Here is a 14,781-nt window from a genome sequence, read left to right as displayed (position 1 = left end):
ACCGCCGCCAGCGGCGCCTCCCGTCAATGAGGGGCAAGAGAGAACCACAATGACCGCAATTTCCTATATCTGGGCCGCAGAACAGACCGAGCCGGGCATGCATGGCGTGCAGTACGCCGCGACCAACACCGCCGCCGCCCCCGTCGCCCTTCAGGCCGTCCCCGTGGCGGGCGCCAAGGGGCTGGTGCATCAGGAAAGCCTGTACGGCGACTGGCAGTTGCTGGGCACCGCCAAGGGCGCCAGCTACAGCAACGATTACGGCCACTTCATCGAGCTGCAGACACCAGAGATGGAAGGGGCGCCCATCGAGGTGGCCGAGGTGGTTAGGCTGGGTTGGTACAGCCGGGCATGAGCCAACGGGCAAAGCTGACGGTAGACGCCACGGGGCCGTGGCGTCTCTACCAATGGGTTGAGCTGCCGGGCTGGGAAATGCTGGGCACTGTACAGCGCGGCCACGAAATCGGCGCGCTGGCGCGCAACCTGCGCACCGGCCAGCTGGTCATGCTCAGGGCCGGCGCGGCCTCAACTCTGGATCAACGCAAGGCGGCGGCGTCCCTCGCTGCAGCAACGAACGAAGGGGAAAAGTCATGAACGCAGCAAGCCAACTGATCGAGGAGTTCAATACTCGTCGCCCGGCTTTGGGGGGATGCCGCAGATGCGCTACCTGAGCCCCGGTTCGGCCGTAGGTGGCTATGAGGTGCAGATCCATTTTGATGACGATGCCGGTGTGGCCTATGCCTACCTGTACCACCCTGAGCGCGGCGAGTGGGTCACCGCCCACCCCTTGGTCGAGGCAGAGGACAAGGCCCGCGAGTGCATTGCAGCCAGGCGGCAGGAAATGGAGCGGCGCGGCCTGACCTTCGGCGAAATGGAGCGGCACCAGGCGCTCACAGCGGCGGCCAAGGCTCTTGTGCTGGCCTCGCCGAATGCACTGCTCACACCACCCTGGTGGCGCCAGGAGCGCAAGGCAGCTGCCTGACCAACAAAAAGCCCGCACGCAGCGGGCTTTTTCTTGACTCTACGCCGCAGCTTGGCCCGACAGCGCACTGAGTAGATCACCCTGACGCCCGTCCACACGCCGCTGAGCTTTTAGCGCTTTCACTTCGCGCTCCAGGTCTCTACGTCTGGCCACCTCCTCCAGCAGTTGGTCCTGCAACTCCGTGACGCGCGTCAGTGCTGTGTGCTCGAGTGCCACGCCCGCCAAGCCTTGGCCAAGGCGCGCGGCCTCAGGGCGGACGAGGTGCAGCACATGCTCGCCGATCTCCACCATGGTCCGACCATCGTTCAGGTGGACGATCACCACATCCCGCGCCGGCCCATGTTGGTGCACCGGGCGGTAGCACTGCTTCACCGCCGCAATCATTCCCTCGCCTCGCAGCACCTTGATGCGGTCGTCCACTGTGGTGAGGTTCAGCCCCGTCATCTTGTGGATGCGGTCGCGCGTGGGCTCTTCGCCGGCCTCATGCAACTGGCGAATCGCCTCATAGACCTGCGTCAGCGTGGGCACGGCCTCGACCGCGCCGGTGTCCGGATTGCCGCCGGCTGTCTTGTGGATGGTGCTGGTGGTGACTTGGTTCATGCGGTTTCACTCCAGAGGGGCAGGCGTTGTGGCCATTGGCCGGATTCCAGGATGGTGTGGCGGGTGATGCGGCCCCACTCGAGGCCGTAGTCCCGGTGGGCTTCGCGGCCGCCGTCAACAAGGCGGTATTGGTCGTATGCGACGTGGCAGCCCTCGATGTCGGGGCGCGTGCAGCACAGGGGGAATCCGGTGCGGTCGTCGGTCTTGAGCGCGAAGCCCTTGCCGAGGTTGAGGTGTGCGTGCTGGGAGAACCCGCAGATGCCGCACCAGATGCAGGGCAGCGCGGCGACGGCGCGGCGGTAGGCTTCGCATTCGAGGATCTCGGCCTTGGGCACGGCCAGGCCTGTGCTGGCTGCGCCCATCACCACGATGCTGGTGCACGCCAAGCCGGCTGTGGCGCGGGCGCTGTCCATGGCGCGGGCAGCACGCTGCGCCAAGCGCTCTTCGCGGTCCAGATTGGTCGTGCCTGCCACAGGCCATGAACTCTTGGACTTGAACGGCCTGCGTGTCAGCGCCATGGATGCACCTCCCGCCAGGAATCCAGCCGGTCCATTACCTCCCACGGGAAGGTGTCGAACACGCCGCCGGCGGGCAACGCTGGGCGGACAGGGCAACGCTGATACAGGATGTTTGCTCCGTTCAACGCTGCCCGCGTCAGAGCGGCCTCGCCCTCGGGATTGGGGTCGGCCATCAGCGCATCCACCAAAGGCTTCCACGAAGGCGGAAGGATGAAACAAGGCCTGTTGGTCGGGCGGTCGATCAGTTCACGGGCCATTTCGGAGACGACTATTACCCTCATCGGACATCCCCTTCAACATCGACCTGCACCAGAAAGCCGTGGTCGCCCATCACGCACACACGCGTGGGGCCGTACTGCTCCAGGCGGCAGCAGCGGTTTTCCGACCAGACGGAAAAGCGGTAGCGGCCCAGGGCATCAGGGCCTTCGATGCGCTCGCGCATTGCGGCGCCACGCCACAGGGGCGGGTGCTGGGGCGCGGCGCGCACGGGGCCGCGCTGGCCGCGCCGGGGCAGATCGGGGCGGAAATCAAGCATGTGCGCCGCCCTCCCCTGCGCTGGCATCGAAGTCCTGCACCTCCATGCCCAGATCCAGGGCTAGGCCGTGCTCCACACGCGCCCCCTTGGAGCCGCGCCAGCCGGGCAGCATGTAGACCGCATCGCATTTGCACAGCTGGGGCAGCGCCAGGCGCATGTATCCGGCCCAACTGCCGCACGCTGGCGCGGGGTTCTCGGCCGGGTTCTCGACGTGGTGGCCTTGGGCGCGCAGCGTGGCGGCGGCTCGGTTGAAGGCCGGGTAGTTGAAGTCGGGCAGGCCTGTCATCGGGCCGGCGATGTAGATGCGCTTCATGGCCGGGCCCTCCGGAAGGACCACGCGATCATTGCGGCGTCACGCTGGTGCTGATTGCTGCGGCCAGACCAGCCCGTCAGGCGGCTGAAGGTCGCGGCGTCGATCTTGGCTCCATGGGCGCCTCCGGCCTTCGCGCTGGGCGGCATGCCGAAGCAAGCAATGCCGAGGCTGGCGCACAGGGTCTCGATCAGCACGCACCATGCATCGATCTCACCCACGTTGCGCGCCATCTTGGCCCGCGCCGCGGCGCTTCCCTGGCCGGTCCAGGTCTTCCGTGCCTTGCGGCTGTCCTCGAAGATCACCAGCGTGGGCGCCCTGCCCTGCAGCGTCTGCAGGATCTGCGCTGGTGCAATCTCCTCCAGCGCCTGCAGCTGACCGTCCACGATCCAGGCCAGGCCCGTGTGTTTGCCCGGGTCCATGCCCAGCACCGTGATCGGGCCCTGGTGGCCAGCCGGCAGCGTCACGCGCGGGGCGGCGGGCGCCAGGCGAGCGCCTGCAGCTGCTGCACCACCTGCCGCTCGATGTCCACGAACAGCCGAGACTCGTCCCTGTCCAGCTCCCTGGCCCTGGCCTTGACGTACTCCCACCACCCGGGTTGCTGAGCCAGCTTGACGAGGTGTGCCACGGCTTCCCCGCTGAGATTGATTTGATGTTGCTGCCATTGGTTATCAGACGACGATGAATTCATGGGTGTCGCTGCCGTGGCTGTTGACCAGCAGCTCGCGCAGGCGGCGTTCGGTGGCGCGGTGCGCGCGGATGAAGGTGCGGGCCGGGATCACCTCCAGCACCTGGCCGTAGGCCTCGCCGAACTCGACCAGGTGGCCCAGTTGCACTGCGTTCAGGCGCATCTCCTGGCCATGGCCGTGCTTGCGGCCCAGGTCAACCACGGCGGCCACCGCATCGGCAAACAGGCTCTGGGCCTCGGGCTCGGTGAAGACACCCATGCCCAGCAGCGTTTCGGACAGGTTCGCGGCGTCAGCTAGATCGCGCCAGTGCTGCACTGTCGGAACGGCGTAGCCGACGGCATGCACGGCAGCCAGGACTGCAGCGGCCAGGGGCTCGCGCTTGCGCTGGTGCAGCGGCTGCCGTTCGCTGGCCGACAGCTCCTGCGCGAGCGAGTAGGCATAGGGCAGCGCGAGGTAGGCACGGGTAGCGGCCGGATGGATCGCGCTCATGGCTGGCTCCCCTGCTGGTGCTGCGCCACGGCGGCAGCAGCGCGGCGCTTGGCCTGCCCCACGCGCATCCGGTCTGCGCGGGCCTGGACCTGCACGGGCGTGAAGCGCGAGGCCTTGAGCGCAAATGCTTCGCGCAGGGTGGCCAGCTTGGACAGCACCTCACGCTTCGGGCCGCTGGGCATGGATTCAGGTGCCGGCAGCGCCAGGGCGGCGCGCGGTGCCGGCAGCTGCAGCTGCTCGCGCAGGTCATCAGTCAGGCCCTCCAGCCCGCCCGGCAGTCGGCCCGCCGTGATGGCTTCCTGCACGGCGCGCGTCCGGGCTTCGGGGTCGTGGCCAAGGCTGACCTGCACCACAGGGCGGCGACGCAGGGCACGGGCCTCGCCCGTGATCCGGCCGTAGGCCTCGATGAAGGCCTGCCGGGCGCCGAACTTGTCGCCGGCATCCAGCAGCGGCGCGGCCACGGCCCAGGCCTGGGCGATCTCATCGGTCCACACCACGGTGGCCTGCTGGTCAGCACTGGTCAGCGCCAGGCCATAGGCTTCGGCGGGCAGCATGCGGCCCATGGCGTGGTCCACGTACTGCAGGACAGTTCCGGTCAGGATCGGACCGCGATGCTCGGCGCGGATGCGGGCCAGGGCCAGGCGCAGCACAGGCTTGTCGATGTGGGCCAGATCTTCCGCCAGCAGCAGCAGCGCAGCAGGCCGGACCTGCTGGCCGCTCAGCTCCATGGTGGCGCCCAGCTCCTCCAGCAGCCAGTCGGTGTCGTGGTGGTCAGACATCGATCACCTCCCCCTGGCCTTGTCCGGCGCTCGACGCTTCGCCCTGGGCTGCGCCTGCACGCTCTCGCAACAGGCGCTTTGCTTCCTCGATGGCGCCAGCGTTTGCGCTGGTCTGGTCGGCCTGGCGGGCCTGCGTGCTGGTCATCCCAACGCCGGTCTGGCACTGAGTTGACCACTTCTCCGCGTTCTGCTGCAGCAGGCGAACGGGGTGCATCTCCCGGACGATGAAGTCCTCCTGCACGCGGCGCACGTAGTGCACGGCAATGCGGGGGGCGATCTCGGCGCCGACGCGGTCAATGAAGTTGCAGATCTGGCCGCCCACGGTCTGGTTCCAGACGGGCCAGCTGCGGTACCGGCCCTCGTAGGCAATGGCGTAGGCGATCCAGGTCTTGTGGGACTTGGTGTCGGGGCCGGGGTAGCGCAGCTCTGCAGGGATCTCGTGGATTGTCCCGTTGGGGGCTGTGACACGCATCGGCTCAGCAGCAGCGTGGGGGGCTTCAGCCCCCGTCGCAATACTCTCTGCTGTAGTCTCTGAAGTAGTCTCTGTTGTAGTCTTACTTAGTTTAGATTGCGGGTTTCCTGCAGACCTGTTTGCAGCTTTCCCGCGAACCTGTTTGCGGGATTTCTGCGAACCTGCCTGCGGGGTTCCCGCATCCTTGATTGCAGGATTCCTGCAATCTTGTTTGCAGGGGGTCTCCAGGCCCTCCAACTGGCTCACCAGCGCATCGATGCTGACCCGGAAATACAGCTTGGCGGGGATGCCGCGGCGAGCCTCCTCCATGAGCCCCAGCGACAACAGTTTCTTGCGGGCGGTCTCCTGCTCAGTGCGGCTCAGGCCGGTTTCATCCTCCCACTCCACCTGCGTCTTGAAAAACCAGCCGTCGTCGTCGGAACCACGGTTGGCCCAATACACGGCCTGGGACAGCATCAGCGCGCCAGTGATGCCGGCGCCAAGGTGCACAAAGGAACGCTGGAAGGCGATGGGCCGGTCCAGCATGGAAGCGAGGTTCATGCACGCTCCCCTTGCGCCAGGCGGGCTTGGTGCTGGCCCCAAAGGCCGGCCACCCAATTCACCCCCTTGGGTGTGAACTTCGTGGCGTTGAAGGCGTGATCGTTGACATGGGCCACGCCCGTCTTCACGACAAAGCGGCCAGCATCAATGTGGCACTGATGCGCAGTCCATTCGCCGCCCAAGCGGTACATGATCTTTTCGTCCTGCAGCCACGCGCGGAACTCGTGCTCGTTCGCGCCCAGCAGCTTGGCCACCTGCCGGAAGCCCTTCGCGCCGTTGGCGGCCACGTAGCGGTCCACATACTCGGCCTTGGGAGCGGCCAGGGCCAGGGCGGCCTGCTGCTGCTCGATCTGCTCGGCTTGTTCAGCGGCCAGGCGCAGCGCCTGAGACATCGTGCGCGGCACGGCAGGAGCGGCCTGGGCCTCAAGCTCCTGCCAGCGATCCACCAGCCGCGCCGTGAACTCAGGAGACAGCTGCGCCACCACGACATAGCTGTCGCGTTTGCACAGTTGGTAGACGCTCACGGCCTGGCCGAGATGGTTCCGGACTTCCTGCAACGCAGGGAGTTGGATCACGCCGCGCGCGCCCAGGCGCTCGATGGAAGTCTTCACGTTGTCGTGGCGGGACTCCACCAGGGCGGCGATTTCTTCGCTGCTCATGGTCAGCACAGCGGCGGAAATTGCAGTGATCGCATTCATCGGGCAGGCCCTCCGAATTCGGGGCTACCAAAAGGCCCTATGAGCTTGGCCAGCGCCTCGGTACGCTGCGCGTCATGGTTCACTTTCTCCACCACCATCTGCCGATAGGTCTTGCCGTAGACCAGGGCGTACACGCAGTCGCGCAGCACCATGGATGTGTCCGTGGCCTGTTGGCCGCAGTGGCGCAGGAACAGGTCGGCCGTGGCCTCGTCCACCTTGGTGCGCAGCGGGATGTCCAGCTTGCCCAGCGGGCCGGCAATGCCGCGCGCGAACATGGGCCCGCCAGCTTCTTCGTCCAGTTGGTCCTGGACACGAGCCAGCACGCGCTCGGCCTGCTCAGCGTCGAGGTCGGCAAGAGCTGCCTGGATCGCCCGGAAGGCGGCCGCTTCAGCCCGGCTCAGCTTTTCGTGGGTGTCACGCATGCGGGACTACTCCTGGGGTTGATTCTGGGAAAAGGTGCCCGCCGCCTCCCGGGGCAGAATGGGAGTTCCTACACAACCATTCCCAGGAGGGGCGGACATGGAAATCGAAGATTTGAGAAAGCAGATGGCCTCGGACATGGCTGGCATGCAGATGGCGCTAGGGAGTGCGATACGTGCTCTCATCAAGACTCACCCCGACCCGGTTTCGTTGGTGAAGGAGCTGCATCGGGAGAAGGAAGAGACGATGGCCCTTTTGACGGCCTCCCCAGTTCCGGATCGAGCAATAGACGCTTTTCAAATTTCGATGCGTCTCGTGGATGCAAGCATCCAACGTGTACCGCCAGCTTCAGGAGCGCAGTCGGAAGGGGAGTGAGGGCAACGCGCTCAGCCATGGCCTTGCTCCTGGTAGGTTGGCGCCACTTCGGGCAGCGGAGCTCGCCCATAGACCTGGTCCAAGGTCACGGATAGGCCGCGTCCGAGCGCGAAATCGATCAGCTTCAGGGCAACGTTCACAGGCATGGACTGCAGCCCGGACTCGTAGTTGGCGATGTTTCCTTGGCTGCATTCGATTCCAACGCCAAGCTCTTTTTGGGTCACACCCAGGAGCGACCGTATGGGTTTGAGTGTCTGCATGACATTCATTATCAGCGGCGCTGGTTCATGCGTCAACCAGCGCCGCTGATCACAAAAAATCAGCGCGCCTGATACTTAAGCCATGAGTAGCAAGAAAGCCATCGTCACGGACGAGCACCGCGAAGAAGCGCGGGCCCTGCGTGAAATCTGGAACAGGGTCAAGCCCAGGAACCAGAAGGAGTTCGGCGCGGAATTTGGGATCGGCGGCCAGACCGCTGTCAGCAACTTCCTGAGCGGCACATCCGCTCTCAGCCTGAAGGCGGCCGCAGGGTTTGCCGCTGGCTTGGGCTGTCGCATTGAGGATTTCAGCCCACGACTGGCGGCCCCAGCAGCCCAAATCGCAGAGCTGACCCCGCCGCCTCCACCTTCCAGCGACGAGTACACGTCAGTCCGGTACGCCAATGTCCGCTTTGCCAATGGCACTGGCAAGGTGGCTTACGTCGCGGCTGACAAACCCGCCCTTGTATTCCGCACCGATTTTTTGAAGAAGGCTGGCGTCTCCCAGGCAAATGCTGTGGTCGTGGATGCCACAGGCCACAGCAACGAACCAAAGATCCCAGACGGGTCCATCGTTCTGGTAAACCGAGGGGACAAGGAGCGTTTGAACGGTGACTTCTTTGCCTTCCGTGCCGATGGTGAGCTGCTCATCAAGCGTCTTCAGGATGTGCCTGGGGCTGGCGTCTTGGCGATAGCCGACAACCCCAGCTTCAAGCCCAAGCAAATCATGTACCGGGAGGGTGATGATTTCGAGGTAATTGGCCGCGCCGTATGGGCAGGAATCATGCTCTGACCTGCCAGCCTCGCATCACCTCAGCATCCAAAAGACCCGCCTTGTGCGGGTTTTTTTTACGGCCATTCGCCGAGGGCACCAGCGCGCTTAGAAAAGAAAATCAGCGGCGCTGGTTGACACATAAACCAGCGCCGCTGATAATAAAACTCAGCAACCCAGCCACCACACATGCGGACCGGCCGGGAAGTTGGGCACCACGGCATCGACCGGCGCGCTCTGGCTCTTGCAGCAAGCACGGCTGGGTAAAGACAGGGCGCCGCGGGCATGGCGCGGTTGGGAATGTTGAACCTGCCGGTGCGAAGGCTAGTAGCGCTCTGCCCCTGGATGGGATCAGGCATCGCGAACGAGATATGGCGCCGCATGTATGCCGGACTTGAGCCGGCAGCAGGCGAGCTACCGCTGCACTGCGAACCGCCTCCTGGGTCAAGAAAACGGGAGTGAGGCATGAACTGGGATGCCAAGAAAAGAAAAGCCCAGATCAACGCCCTCCCCGAGCGCATCGGGGCGAAACAAAAGAGGCTTCTCGATACGGGAGGCCTCTTTTGTTTCCGCCACCACCACAGGAGAGACCACCGTGACCGTTTCCGCAAACACAGGCCTGCGCCACGCACAGGCCGCCCAATCCGCCATCGCTACAGCAGGCCTGGGAGCCATCTATGAGGGTACCCCGGCAACCGGCATTCCCGTCAGCCCGGTAGATGCGGCCATCAGCCAAGTCTCCGTAAATGTGCGCGACCTGCAGGCAACCATCCAACGCCTGCGCGCACGGCTGGAGCCGGTACTCATGCCGAATGACCCTATCGGGCAGGGTAGCCAGACAAACCCCGTGCCGGCCGCGCCCGCCCCGCTGGTGGGCCACATCGAAGACCTGTCCGGTCAGCTGCGCGAATCCTGCACCGCTCTTCAGGACCTGGAGCGGCGCCTGGCGCTGTGATTGCGATGGCGAACACCTTCGGGGCGCGCCTCATTCTCGCCAGGAACGAGAAGGGCCTGAGCCAGTTCACTTTGGCCGAGCGCGCCGACATGGCCCCAACCCAGTTGTCGCGCTACGAAACGGACAAGGTTCGCCCACGCCTTCGCATCGTCAACACGTTGGCGGCGGCGCTTGCTGTCGATCCAGACTGGCTGCTGAACGGCGACGATGACGCTGATCTTGAACCTGCAGATACAGCGCCCGCGACGCAGTGCAAGCTGCGCATCCCAACGGAAATGCACGGTCGTCTGGTCCAGCTGGCGAGCGCCGCAAACCGCAGCCTCAATGCCGAGATCGTCCACCGCCTGGGCCAGACCCTGGGCGAGGACTTCGCCGCAGAGCAGCCAGATGCGCAGCCGGTGCTGGTTCAAATGCTGGAACAGATGCGCGAGCAGACGAGCCACCTGCGCGAACTTGCGCGGATGGACTCTCTGCATCGTGATGACTTTCGAGCGTGACAGCGCCCCGGCACGGAGCCGGGGCCATCACAGATAGGGAATGCGCGGGCGATGCGCGGGGAATGGAAGCAACCGGAGCGACAGACTTCCTAGGCCGTACCCGCGAGGGCTATGCGGCTGCCATGAAAAACAGCGCTCGCTTCTGTGCCGGGATCGCATCCGGCCCTTATCTGTGATGGCCAATCGTGACAGGCATTTGCCCGCCTGCAAGCGGCGAGAGTCCGCCAAACCGTCAATAGAAGGAAAGCCGGGGCGAATACGGCCGGCCATCAACCCATACCCTGGCCACGGGGTCGCAGAGGCTTAGCAGGCCGCAGCAGGTGGGAGCCCTGCACCTTTTACTTTCCGTTCACATTTGCCCGGCCGTGGGCAGGGTATCGTGGACGCAATCAGTTTCCACGCCGAGCCTGGGCTTCCTCCTCCCTCCCTCTCTACTTCCCAGGCGCGCCTTCACGGCATCGGCACTTTCCAGCCAGGCCCTGCAGCTTCACAAGTTGCGGGGCCTTTTTGTTTCGTGGGGCCGCTCTCGCGGCATTGGCCCGCCCTGCAGCAATGTGGGGCGGGCTCTTTTTTGGAATCCACCATGAGAACCAGATTCACCCGGCTGCGCGGCGATCGCGGCCAAGCCGCCTATGAGCCGCGCTCTCTTGCCGAATGGAAAGAAGAAGAGCGCCTGTTGGCAGAGGCTGCAGCACAGCGCCGACAGCAGCAAGCCACCAACCCCACGAATCCGCCTCCTGGCGGATTTGTTGTTTCTGGAGAGCCCAAATGCAACGAGTGATCCCCTCCGAGCCCTTCAATCCCGATCCCGATGCGCGCTTCCTCCGCGAGGCCTCGCGCCCAGGCCCTGTGGCCGAACCGGGCCCGGCGCCCACGCCCGGCGGCTGGCTTCTGCTGTGCGTGGCCGTGCTCGCGGCCCTGGTGCTCAGCGCCTGTGCGGAGGCCGGCGCGGCCCAGGAGCCCGTGGCCAGCGCAGCGGACGTGCAGCGCGCGCACAGCGCCGCCCAGGCCTGCCCGCCCGGCCACGCCGTGGTCTGGATCGGCCCGCAATCCATGGAATGCCTGCGCGAGTTGCCATGAGCAAACTTTTCGGCTTTTTCCTCTGGTCCGCCTTCTCCGCCTTCGGCATCGCCGCTGCGGTCGCCATCGCCGGAGCACCCCTTTTCTGAACCTGGAGCACCCATGAACCAGTCCGAAGTCGCCTGCGACGGCGTGCGCGTCACGCGCGACATCACGCCGAACGAGAGCGCTCATGTCGTCTGCCACGTCGCCGACCCCATCATCGGCATCCTCAACGACTACAGCGAACGCAACAGCCAAGCGCTCGCGGTCTATGGTGGCCTGTACGCCATGGGCTGCGCCCTGGCCAGCATCGGTGCAGATCTGGGCCCGGCCGCTGATCTGCGCAAGCAGCTGTCCGCGCTGATCGACGGCTACGACGCGATGCAGCAGTCCAAGGCCCACTGATCGCCATGCCGAATCCCGAGAAGCTCAACCTGTCGCAGATCTGCGCAGCCTTCGCCCCAGTGCTGCAGCTCAACGCGGCAAACCTTGCAGCCCTAGGCGTGCCCTTTGAGAAGGACCGCAGCGCGGTGCTGATGAACGCCCGCGACCTGCCCCGCCTGGCCGACGCCCTGATCGACCAGCTCTATGTGAAGCGCGACGAATTCCTGGCCGGACCCACGCCGCGCGCGCCAGCGATCCCTGCACCCGCCATCCAGCACCTACCGGCCGACGACACCGAGGGCGGCGCCCTGTAACCCACCGTTTGGAGAACCCCATGTCGCAAACACCGGCAGATCTCTACGCGCAAGAAATGATCATGCGTGCCAAGGCCAAGGCCAAGGCCACCGAGGCCGCCGCGCTGCGCCTCGAAGCAAAGGGCGAGAAACGCGCTGTCGAAGCCTACAACCTGCGCGCACGCGCAAAAGCACTTTCGGCCGAGGCGGCCCAGTTGCGCAACGAGGCCAAGCTCGTTCACAGGGAAGCCGTGAAGGGCATTGGCGTCCAGGCCGAACAGATGGTGAAGCGCATGCCGCCCGAGTTCGGCGGCTGGGGGATTCTCAAGACCCGCGCCTATACCAAGCTGCTGGATCTGCTCGTGTCTCAGGCAAAGCGCGTGCAGCCCAACATGGCCCTGGCCACCCAGGCCCACACCCTGCTGCTGGGTCATGCGGCCTGGACCGATGCAGAAGCCAACCGCCTGGGCTGCCTGCCCAAGCATCCGAAATCCCTTGCCTGATACATCATGCTCACGAACCTAATCATTTACCGAATTTCCGAATCCTGGGCACCTGACCTCCAGGCTGTCGAGGCCGCCCTGGCAAAGTCACCGTTTGCCGAGTGCGGCGCCACACAGGAGCGTAGCGCCGGCTGGGTGCCGCCGCGCGGCGAGCCCCATGGCCCGCTGGCCGAGTCCGTGGCCAATCAGTGGGTGATGCGCTTCATGACCGAGGCCAAGATGCTGCCGGCCAGCGTGCTCAACCGCCGCGTCAACGAAAAGGCTGCACACATCGAGGCCACCGAAGGCCGCAAGCCCGGCAAGAAGGAAAAGAAGGAACTCAAGGACGAGGCCAAGCTGGACCTGCTGCCCATGGCCTTCACCAAGCAGGGCTCCATGTGGGTGTGGCTGGACCCGCAGGCCCGCACCCTGGTGCTGGACACCGGCAGCCAGGCGCGCGCCGACGAGGTGGTGAGCTCGCTGGTCGAGGGCCTCACAGGCTTTGCGCTGGCCCTGGTCGATACGCAGACCAGCGCACAGGCCGCCATGGCGCACTGGCTGACCACGCAGGAAAGCCCGGCCGGCTTTTCGATTGACCGTGAATGCGAGCTCAAGGCCGCCGACGAATCCAAGGCCGTGGTGCGCTACGGCCGCCATCCACTGGACATTGCTGAAGTGCAGCAGCACATCGAACACGGCAAGCTGCCCACGCGTTTGGCGCTGACCTGGGACGACCGCGTGAGCTTCGTGCTGACCCAAGGCCTGCAGCTGCGCAAGGTTCAGATGCTCGATGTCGTGACCGAGTCCAAGGATGGCGATGGCGGTTTCGATGCCGATGTGGCAATCACGACGGGCGAGCTGTCCAAACTCTTTCCCGACCTGATCGAAGCCCTGGGTGGCGAGGGTCGCACTGGCCTGGGGCACGCCCTTCCAGCCTCGCTAACCACGACAGGCCCGGCCTGTGCCCCTCCAGATCTGAAGCCTGGCGATGTGCCGTTCTGACATGGCCGCATCACCCGAAAAGGTCTGCACCACCTGCGGCGAGCCCTGGCCCGCCGACGTGGGCTTCTTTCGCGCCCTGGTCAAAAGCCCCGACGGGCTGGCCGACCAGTGCAACGCCTGCGTTTGTGACAAGTACCGCCGCTATCGCAAGCGCAATCACTCCCGCCCGCGTATCACCGACACGCTCGCCAGCATCTGGATGCAGCACCCGGTGGCCACGGCCTCAACAGCATGAACCAAGACACCGAACACCATCCCACGCGCGCCGAGCGCGATCTGCCAGCTGCGCGCCGCGCCGCCGAACGTGCCCGCGCCATCTGGTGGGACGAGCAGAAGCCCACGCACTGCTTCGGCTGCGGCGCCGAGCTGCCCGAAGACCATCACCGCGGCGATGCCCTGCCCTGCGGCCACTGATCACCCATCCAAGAAAGGAAACCCGATGTCCGAATACCAGAACCTGCTGGCACGCAAGGCCGAGATTGACGCCCAGATCGCTACCGCTCAGGCAGAGGCCAAAGCGAAAGCCGTGACCGAAGCCCGCGCGCTGATCCAGGAGCACGGCCTCACCGCTGCCGATGTCTTCCCCGCCGCGAAGGCCAAGGGCAGCGTGGGCGCCCCGAAGTACCGCGACCCCGCCACAGGCTCCACCTGGACGGGGCGCGGCAAGCCTCCGAACTGGATCAACGGCAAGGACCGCGCTCCGTTCCTGATCTCCGCCGCCTAACCCCCGAGGCATGAGCACAGCGCATGGGCGCTGTCCTGATCAAACCCCTTCCATTTCAACCATGGCCGCCACTGTGCGGCCTTTTTCATGGAGTCTCGCTATGAACGTCCACATCGGCACCAACACGGCGCCCATCATCTTCGTCCCTTCGCCCGAAGCCATGGCCAGCATGGAGGCTCTCATGAAGGGCCTGGGCCGCGTCGAGCCGGCTGCGCCGACAGCAGTGCCCAGCGCCGACCATGGTCGCCCCGCCATCGGCGACTACTGGGAAGGCCAGGGCGGCCACTACGCCGGCGACTTCAGGGGCTCCGATGGCTCAGTCTACGGCCTGATCGTCGCTCCGGGTGAAGACGTGGGCCGCGCCGCGTGGGGCCCGACCTGCGAGCGTGAGCTGTCCGACTGGGACGGCCTGGCCAACACCGCCCGCCTGCGCAACGAATGCCCCGCCGCAAAGCTGGCGGTCGGCTTCGAGAGCGACGAACACAGCGACTTCTACCTGCCGGCCCGCCGCGAGCTGCAGCTGGCAGCCGCCAACGTGCCCCACCTGTTCGGCAAAGAGTCCTGGTACTGGAGCAGCACGACGCTCAGCGGGGACTACGCCTGGGCTGTCGATTTCGAGAACGGCAACACGAACAACAACAACCGGTACAACGAGTTCCGAGTTCGGCCTTTCCGCAGATTCATTTATTGATCCCTTCACCCCTTTCTTCACCCTCAACCACCCAGCAGGAGCATCCATATGAGCAAGTCCATTCCCGCAATCGGCCAGGCATGGCCCGAGCAAGGCGGCATCTACATCGGCGCCCGCCTGATCGATGGCGCCGTCCATCACGTTGTCATCCCTGGCGGTGTCGAGCACGACATCAAAGACGCGGCATTCAAGGGCGTTCAGACCTGCATTCCGACCGAGTTGAACGGCCAGGGAGATTGGCGCGCGCCTGACCAAGAG

At 65.3% G+C, this 14,781-nt stretch carries 31 protein-coding genes; 18 read left to right on the top strand and 13 right to left on the bottom strand.

Annotation, left to right across the window (positions count from 1 at the left end; genetic code table 11):
- Positions 1 to 49 precede the first annotated feature (49 nt).
- The 3 genes from GRX31_RS22920 (at position 50) to GRX31_RS22910 (ending at position 979) form a co-directional block, all read left to right on the top strand.
- The gene (locus tag GRX31_RS22920; protein WP_160855003.1) at positions 50 to 352 is read left to right on the top strand and encodes a hypothetical protein; all 303 of its coding nucleotides are present in this window, start codon (positions 50 to 52) and stop codon (positions 350 to 352) included.
- Positions 349 to 591, top strand: a complete 243-nt coding sequence (locus tag GRX31_RS22915) for a hypothetical protein (RefSeq protein ID WP_160855001.1) — start codon at positions 349 to 351, stop codon at positions 589 to 591. Before GRX31_RS22920 ends, GRX31_RS22915 begins: the two co-directional genes overlap by 4 nt.
- A 64-nt stretch (positions 592 to 655) precedes the next feature.
- On the top strand, positions 656 to 979 hold the full coding sequence (locus GRX31_RS22910) for a hypothetical protein (protein WP_160854999.1): 324 nt from the start codon (positions 656 to 658) through the stop codon (positions 977 to 979).
- A 39-nt stretch (positions 980 to 1,018) separates the two neighbouring features.
- Here the strand turns inward: GRX31_RS22910 and GRX31_RS22905 are convergent, their stop codons facing one another.
- The 12 genes from GRX31_RS22905 to GRX31_RS22855 are packed head-to-tail and all read right to left on the bottom strand — an operon-like array spanning position 1,019 to position 7,031.
- Positions 1,019 to 1,579 (bottom strand): hypothetical protein, encoded by a 561-nt coding sequence (locus GRX31_RS22905; protein ID WP_160854997.1) that lies wholly within the window; start codon positions 1,577 to 1,579, stop codon positions 1,019 to 1,021.
- Positions 1,576 to 2,097, bottom strand: a complete 522-nt coding sequence (locus tag GRX31_RS22900) for a hypothetical protein (protein ID WP_237426755.1) — start codon at positions 2,095 to 2,097, stop codon at positions 1,576 to 1,578. Before GRX31_RS22900 ends, GRX31_RS22905 begins: the two co-directional genes overlap by 4 nt.
- A complete protein-coding gene (locus tag GRX31_RS22895; RefSeq protein WP_160854995.1) occupies positions 2,088 to 2,354 on the bottom strand; it encodes a hypothetical protein in 267 nt (88 codons plus the stop codon). The genes GRX31_RS22900 and GRX31_RS22895 overlap by 10 nt, the downstream gene beginning before the upstream one ends.
- Before the next feature lie 20 nt (positions 2,355 to 2,374).
- Entirely contained in the window at positions 2,375 to 2,632 is a 258-nt protein-coding gene (locus tag GRX31_RS22890; protein WP_160854993.1) for a hypothetical protein, read from the bottom strand.
- Positions 2,625 to 2,945, bottom strand: a complete 321-nt coding sequence (locus tag GRX31_RS22885; protein WP_160854991.1) for a DUF4406 domain-containing protein — start codon at positions 2,943 to 2,945, stop codon at positions 2,625 to 2,627. The genes GRX31_RS22890 and GRX31_RS22885 overlap by 8 nt, the downstream gene beginning before the upstream one ends.
- Positions 2,942 to 3,409, bottom strand: coding sequence for a hypothetical protein (locus GRX31_RS22880; RefSeq protein WP_337193977.1), 468 nt, complete (start codon positions 3,407 to 3,409; stop codon positions 2,942 to 2,944). Before GRX31_RS22880 ends, GRX31_RS22885 begins: the two co-directional genes overlap by 4 nt.
- Positions 3,406 to 3,570 carry a hypothetical protein gene (locus tag GRX31_RS30635; protein WP_237426754.1) on the bottom strand — a complete coding sequence of 55 codons (165 nt, stop codon included), beginning with the start codon at positions 3,568 to 3,570 and terminating at the stop codon, positions 3,406 to 3,408. Before GRX31_RS30635 ends, GRX31_RS22880 begins: the two co-directional genes overlap by 4 nt.
- A 43-nt stretch (positions 3,571 to 3,613) precedes the next feature.
- Positions 3,614 to 4,120 carry a hypothetical protein gene (locus GRX31_RS22875; protein WP_160854989.1) on the bottom strand — a complete coding sequence of 169 codons (507 nt, stop codon included), beginning with the start codon at positions 4,118 to 4,120 and terminating at the stop codon, positions 3,614 to 3,616.
- Positions 4,117 to 4,899, bottom strand: coding sequence for a hypothetical protein (locus tag GRX31_RS22870; RefSeq protein WP_160854987.1), 783 nt, complete (start codon positions 4,897 to 4,899; stop codon positions 4,117 to 4,119). Before GRX31_RS22870 ends, GRX31_RS22875 begins: the two co-directional genes overlap by 4 nt.
- Positions 4,892 to 5,911 (bottom strand): hypothetical protein, encoded by a 1,020-nt coding sequence (locus GRX31_RS22865; protein ID WP_160854985.1) that lies wholly within the window; start codon positions 5,909 to 5,911, stop codon positions 4,892 to 4,894. The genes GRX31_RS22870 and GRX31_RS22865 overlap by 8 nt, the downstream gene beginning before the upstream one ends.
- Positions 5,908 to 6,570: a phage antirepressor KilAC domain-containing protein gene (locus GRX31_RS22860; RefSeq protein ID WP_237426753.1), complete on the bottom strand. Its 663-nt coding sequence runs from the start codon at positions 6,568 to 6,570 to the stop codon at positions 5,908 to 5,910. Before GRX31_RS22860 ends, GRX31_RS22865 begins: the two co-directional genes overlap by 4 nt.
- 35 nt (positions 6,571 to 6,605) lie before the next feature.
- Entirely contained in the window at positions 6,606 to 7,031 is a 426-nt protein-coding gene (locus GRX31_RS22855; protein WP_047218032.1) for a hypothetical protein, read from the bottom strand.
- Positions 7,032 to 7,128: 97 nt separating this feature from the next.
- Here GRX31_RS22855 and GRX31_RS22850 point away from each other — a divergent pair, with 97 nt between their 5' ends.
- Entirely contained in the window at positions 7,129 to 7,404 is a 276-nt protein-coding gene (locus GRX31_RS22850) for a hypothetical protein (protein WP_160854981.1), read from the top strand.
- An 11-nt stretch (positions 7,405 to 7,415) separates the two neighbouring features.
- Here GRX31_RS22850 and GRX31_RS22845 read toward each other — a convergent pair whose 3' ends face one another.
- A complete protein-coding gene (locus GRX31_RS22845) occupies positions 7,416 to 7,664 on the bottom strand; it encodes a helix-turn-helix domain-containing protein (RefSeq protein WP_160854979.1) in 249 nt (82 codons plus the stop codon).
- Positions 7,665 to 7,746: 82 nt separating this feature from the next.
- Between GRX31_RS22845 and GRX31_RS22840 the strand changes: the two genes are divergently transcribed.
- From GRX31_RS22840 to GRX31_RS22775, 14 genes are all read left to right on the top strand, one after another.
- The gene (locus tag GRX31_RS22840) at positions 7,747 to 8,454 is read left to right on the top strand and encodes a S24 family peptidase (protein WP_160854977.1); all 708 of its coding nucleotides are present in this window, start codon (positions 7,747 to 7,749) and stop codon (positions 8,452 to 8,454) included.
- Between the two features lie 574 nt (positions 8,455 to 9,028).
- The gene (locus GRX31_RS22835; RefSeq protein WP_337193976.1) at positions 9,029 to 9,388 is read left to right on the top strand and encodes a hypothetical protein; all 360 of its coding nucleotides are present in this window, start codon (positions 9,029 to 9,031) and stop codon (positions 9,386 to 9,388) included.
- A 5-nt stretch (positions 9,389 to 9,393) separates the two neighbouring features.
- Positions 9,394 to 9,885 (top strand): helix-turn-helix domain-containing protein, encoded by a 492-nt coding sequence (locus tag GRX31_RS22830; protein ID WP_160854975.1) that lies wholly within the window; start codon positions 9,394 to 9,396, stop codon positions 9,883 to 9,885.
- A gap of 583 nt (positions 9,886 to 10,468) precedes the next feature.
- Positions 10,469 to 10,666 carry a hypothetical protein gene (locus GRX31_RS30915; protein WP_126312990.1) on the top strand — a complete coding sequence of 66 codons (198 nt, stop codon included), beginning with the start codon at positions 10,469 to 10,471 and terminating at the stop codon, positions 10,664 to 10,666.
- Positions 10,654 to 10,965 (top strand): hypothetical protein, encoded by a 312-nt coding sequence (locus GRX31_RS30630; RefSeq protein WP_237426752.1) that lies wholly within the window; start codon positions 10,654 to 10,656, stop codon positions 10,963 to 10,965. The genes GRX31_RS30915 and GRX31_RS30630 overlap by 13 nt, the downstream gene beginning before the upstream one ends.
- Positions 10,966 to 11,067: 102 nt before the next feature.
- A complete protein-coding gene (locus tag GRX31_RS22815) occupies positions 11,068 to 11,352 on the top strand; it encodes a hypothetical protein (protein WP_160854973.1) in 285 nt (94 codons plus the stop codon).
- A 5-nt stretch (positions 11,353 to 11,357) separates the two neighbouring features.
- The gene (locus GRX31_RS22810) at positions 11,358 to 11,645 is read left to right on the top strand and encodes a hypothetical protein (RefSeq protein WP_160854971.1); all 288 of its coding nucleotides are present in this window, start codon (positions 11,358 to 11,360) and stop codon (positions 11,643 to 11,645) included.
- Positions 11,646 to 11,665: 20 nt separating this feature from the next.
- The gene (locus GRX31_RS22805; protein ID WP_160854969.1) at positions 11,666 to 12,127 is read left to right on the top strand and encodes a hypothetical protein; all 462 of its coding nucleotides are present in this window, start codon (positions 11,666 to 11,668) and stop codon (positions 12,125 to 12,127) included.
- A gap of 6 nt (positions 12,128 to 12,133) precedes the next feature.
- Entirely contained in the window at positions 12,134 to 13,108 is a 975-nt protein-coding gene (locus GRX31_RS22800; RefSeq protein ID WP_160854967.1) for a recombination-associated protein RdgC, read from the top strand.
- Between the two features lies 1 nt (position 13,109).
- Positions 13,110 to 13,343, top strand: coding sequence for a hypothetical protein (locus GRX31_RS22795; RefSeq protein WP_160854965.1), 234 nt, complete (start codon positions 13,110 to 13,112; stop codon positions 13,341 to 13,343).
- Positions 13,340 to 13,522 (top strand): hypothetical protein, encoded by a 183-nt coding sequence (locus GRX31_RS22790; RefSeq protein ID WP_047218023.1) that lies wholly within the window; start codon positions 13,340 to 13,342, stop codon positions 13,520 to 13,522. Before GRX31_RS22795 ends, GRX31_RS22790 begins: the two co-directional genes overlap by 4 nt.
- 25 nt (positions 13,523 to 13,547) lie before the next feature.
- Entirely contained in the window at positions 13,548 to 13,832 is a 285-nt protein-coding gene (locus GRX31_RS22785; RefSeq protein ID WP_160854963.1) for an H-NS histone family protein, read from the top strand.
- A 100-nt stretch (positions 13,833 to 13,932) separates the two neighbouring features.
- Positions 13,933 to 14,523: a DUF1566 domain-containing protein gene (locus tag GRX31_RS22780; RefSeq protein ID WP_160854961.1), complete on the top strand. Its 591-nt coding sequence runs from the start codon at positions 13,933 to 13,935 to the stop codon at positions 14,521 to 14,523.
- Between the two features lie 48 nt (positions 14,524 to 14,571).
- Positions 14,572 to 14,781, top strand: a 210-nt coding sequence (locus GRX31_RS22775; protein ID WP_160854532.1) for a hypothetical protein, incomplete at its 3' end; no start/stop codon positions are given.

The sequence above is a fragment of the Delftia sp. CH05 genome (genome assembly GCF_009827015.1).
GTDB lineage: Bacteria > Pseudomonadota > Gammaproteobacteria > Burkholderiales > Burkholderiaceae_C > Comamonas > Comamonas tsuruhatensis.
Note: the sequence above shows the minus strand (reverse complement) of the source record. Positions and strands in the feature narration are given on the sequence as shown.

What these genes read in the sequence shown, in the direction of transcription:
- GRX31_RS22920 (WP_160855003.1), top strand. Translation starts at nt 50, where the DNA reads ATGACCGCAATTTCCTATATCTGGGCCGCAGAACAGACCGAGCCGGGC.
- GRX31_RS22915 (WP_160855001.1), top strand. Translation starts at nt 349, where the DNA reads ATGAGCCAACGGGCAAAGCTGACGGTAGACGCCACGGGGCCGTGGCGT.
- GRX31_RS22910 (WP_160854999.1), top strand. Translation starts at nt 656, where the DNA reads ATGCGCTACCTGAGCCCCGGTTCGGCCGTAGGTGGCTATGAGGTGCAG.
- GRX31_RS22905 (WP_160854997.1), bottom strand. Translation starts at nt 1,579, where the DNA reads ATGAACCAAGTCACCACCAGCACCATCCACAAGACAGCCGGCGGCAAT.
- GRX31_RS22900 (WP_237426755.1), bottom strand. Translation starts at nt 2,097, where the DNA reads ATGGCGCTGACACGCAGGCCGTTCAAGTCCAAGAGTTCATGGCCTGTG.
- GRX31_RS22895 (WP_160854995.1), bottom strand. Translation starts at nt 2,354, where the DNA reads ATGGCCCGTGAACTGATCGACCGCCCGACCAACAGGCCTTGTTTCATC.
- GRX31_RS22890 (WP_160854993.1), bottom strand. Translation starts at nt 2,632, where the DNA reads ATGCTTGATTTCCGCCCCGATCTGCCCCGGCGCGGCCAGCGCGGCCCC.
- GRX31_RS22885 (WP_160854991.1), bottom strand. Translation starts at nt 2,945, where the DNA reads ATGAAGCGCATCTACATCGCCGGCCCGATGACAGGCCTGCCCGACTTC.
- GRX31_RS22875 (WP_160854989.1), bottom strand. Translation starts at nt 4,120, where the DNA reads ATGAGCGCGATCCATCCGGCCGCTACCCGTGCCTACCTCGCGCTGCCC.
- GRX31_RS22870 (WP_160854987.1), bottom strand. Translation starts at nt 4,899, where the DNA reads ATGTCTGACCACCACGACACCGACTGGCTGCTGGAGGAGCTGGGCGCC.
- GRX31_RS22865 (WP_160854985.1), bottom strand. Translation starts at nt 5,911, where the DNA reads ATGAACCTCGCTTCCATGCTGGACCGGCCCATCGCCTTCCAGCGTTCC.
- GRX31_RS22860 (WP_237426753.1), bottom strand. Translation starts at nt 6,570, where the DNA reads ATGAGCAGCGAAGAAATCGCCGCCCTGGTGGAGTCCCGCCACGACAAC.
- GRX31_RS22855 (WP_047218032.1), bottom strand. Translation starts at nt 7,031, where the DNA reads ATGCGTGACACCCACGAAAAGCTGAGCCGGGCTGAAGCGGCCGCCTTC.
- GRX31_RS22850 (WP_160854981.1), top strand. Translation starts at nt 7,129, where the DNA reads ATGGAAATCGAAGATTTGAGAAAGCAGATGGCCTCGGACATGGCTGGC.
- GRX31_RS22845 (WP_160854979.1), bottom strand. Translation starts at nt 7,664, where the DNA reads ATGCAGACACTCAAACCCATACGGTCGCTCCTGGGTGTGACCCAAAAA.
- GRX31_RS22840 (WP_160854977.1), top strand. Translation starts at nt 7,747, where the DNA reads ATGAGTAGCAAGAAAGCCATCGTCACGGACGAGCACCGCGAAGAAGCG.
- GRX31_RS22830 (WP_160854975.1), top strand. Translation starts at nt 9,394, where the DNA reads ATGGCGAACACCTTCGGGGCGCGCCTCATTCTCGCCAGGAACGAGAAG.
- GRX31_RS30915 (WP_126312990.1), top strand. Translation starts at nt 10,469, where the DNA reads ATGAGAACCAGATTCACCCGGCTGCGCGGCGATCGCGGCCAAGCCGCC.
- GRX31_RS30630 (WP_237426752.1), top strand. Translation starts at nt 10,654, where the DNA reads ATGCAACGAGTGATCCCCTCCGAGCCCTTCAATCCCGATCCCGATGCG.
- GRX31_RS22815 (WP_160854973.1), top strand. Translation starts at nt 11,068, where the DNA reads ATGAACCAGTCCGAAGTCGCCTGCGACGGCGTGCGCGTCACGCGCGAC.
- GRX31_RS22810 (WP_160854971.1), top strand. Translation starts at nt 11,358, where the DNA reads ATGCCGAATCCCGAGAAGCTCAACCTGTCGCAGATCTGCGCAGCCTTC.
- GRX31_RS22805 (WP_160854969.1), top strand. Translation starts at nt 11,666, where the DNA reads ATGTCGCAAACACCGGCAGATCTCTACGCGCAAGAAATGATCATGCGT.
- GRX31_RS22800 (WP_160854967.1), top strand. Translation starts at nt 12,134, where the DNA reads ATGCTCACGAACCTAATCATTTACCGAATTTCCGAATCCTGGGCACCT.
- GRX31_RS22795 (WP_160854965.1), top strand. Translation starts at nt 13,110, where the DNA reads ATGGCCGCATCACCCGAAAAGGTCTGCACCACCTGCGGCGAGCCCTGG.
- GRX31_RS22790 (WP_047218023.1), top strand. Translation starts at nt 13,340, where the DNA reads ATGAACCAAGACACCGAACACCATCCCACGCGCGCCGAGCGCGATCTG.
- GRX31_RS22785 (WP_160854963.1), top strand. Translation starts at nt 13,548, where the DNA reads ATGTCCGAATACCAGAACCTGCTGGCACGCAAGGCCGAGATTGACGCC.
- GRX31_RS22780 (WP_160854961.1), top strand. Translation starts at nt 13,933, where the DNA reads ATGAACGTCCACATCGGCACCAACACGGCGCCCATCATCTTCGTCCCT.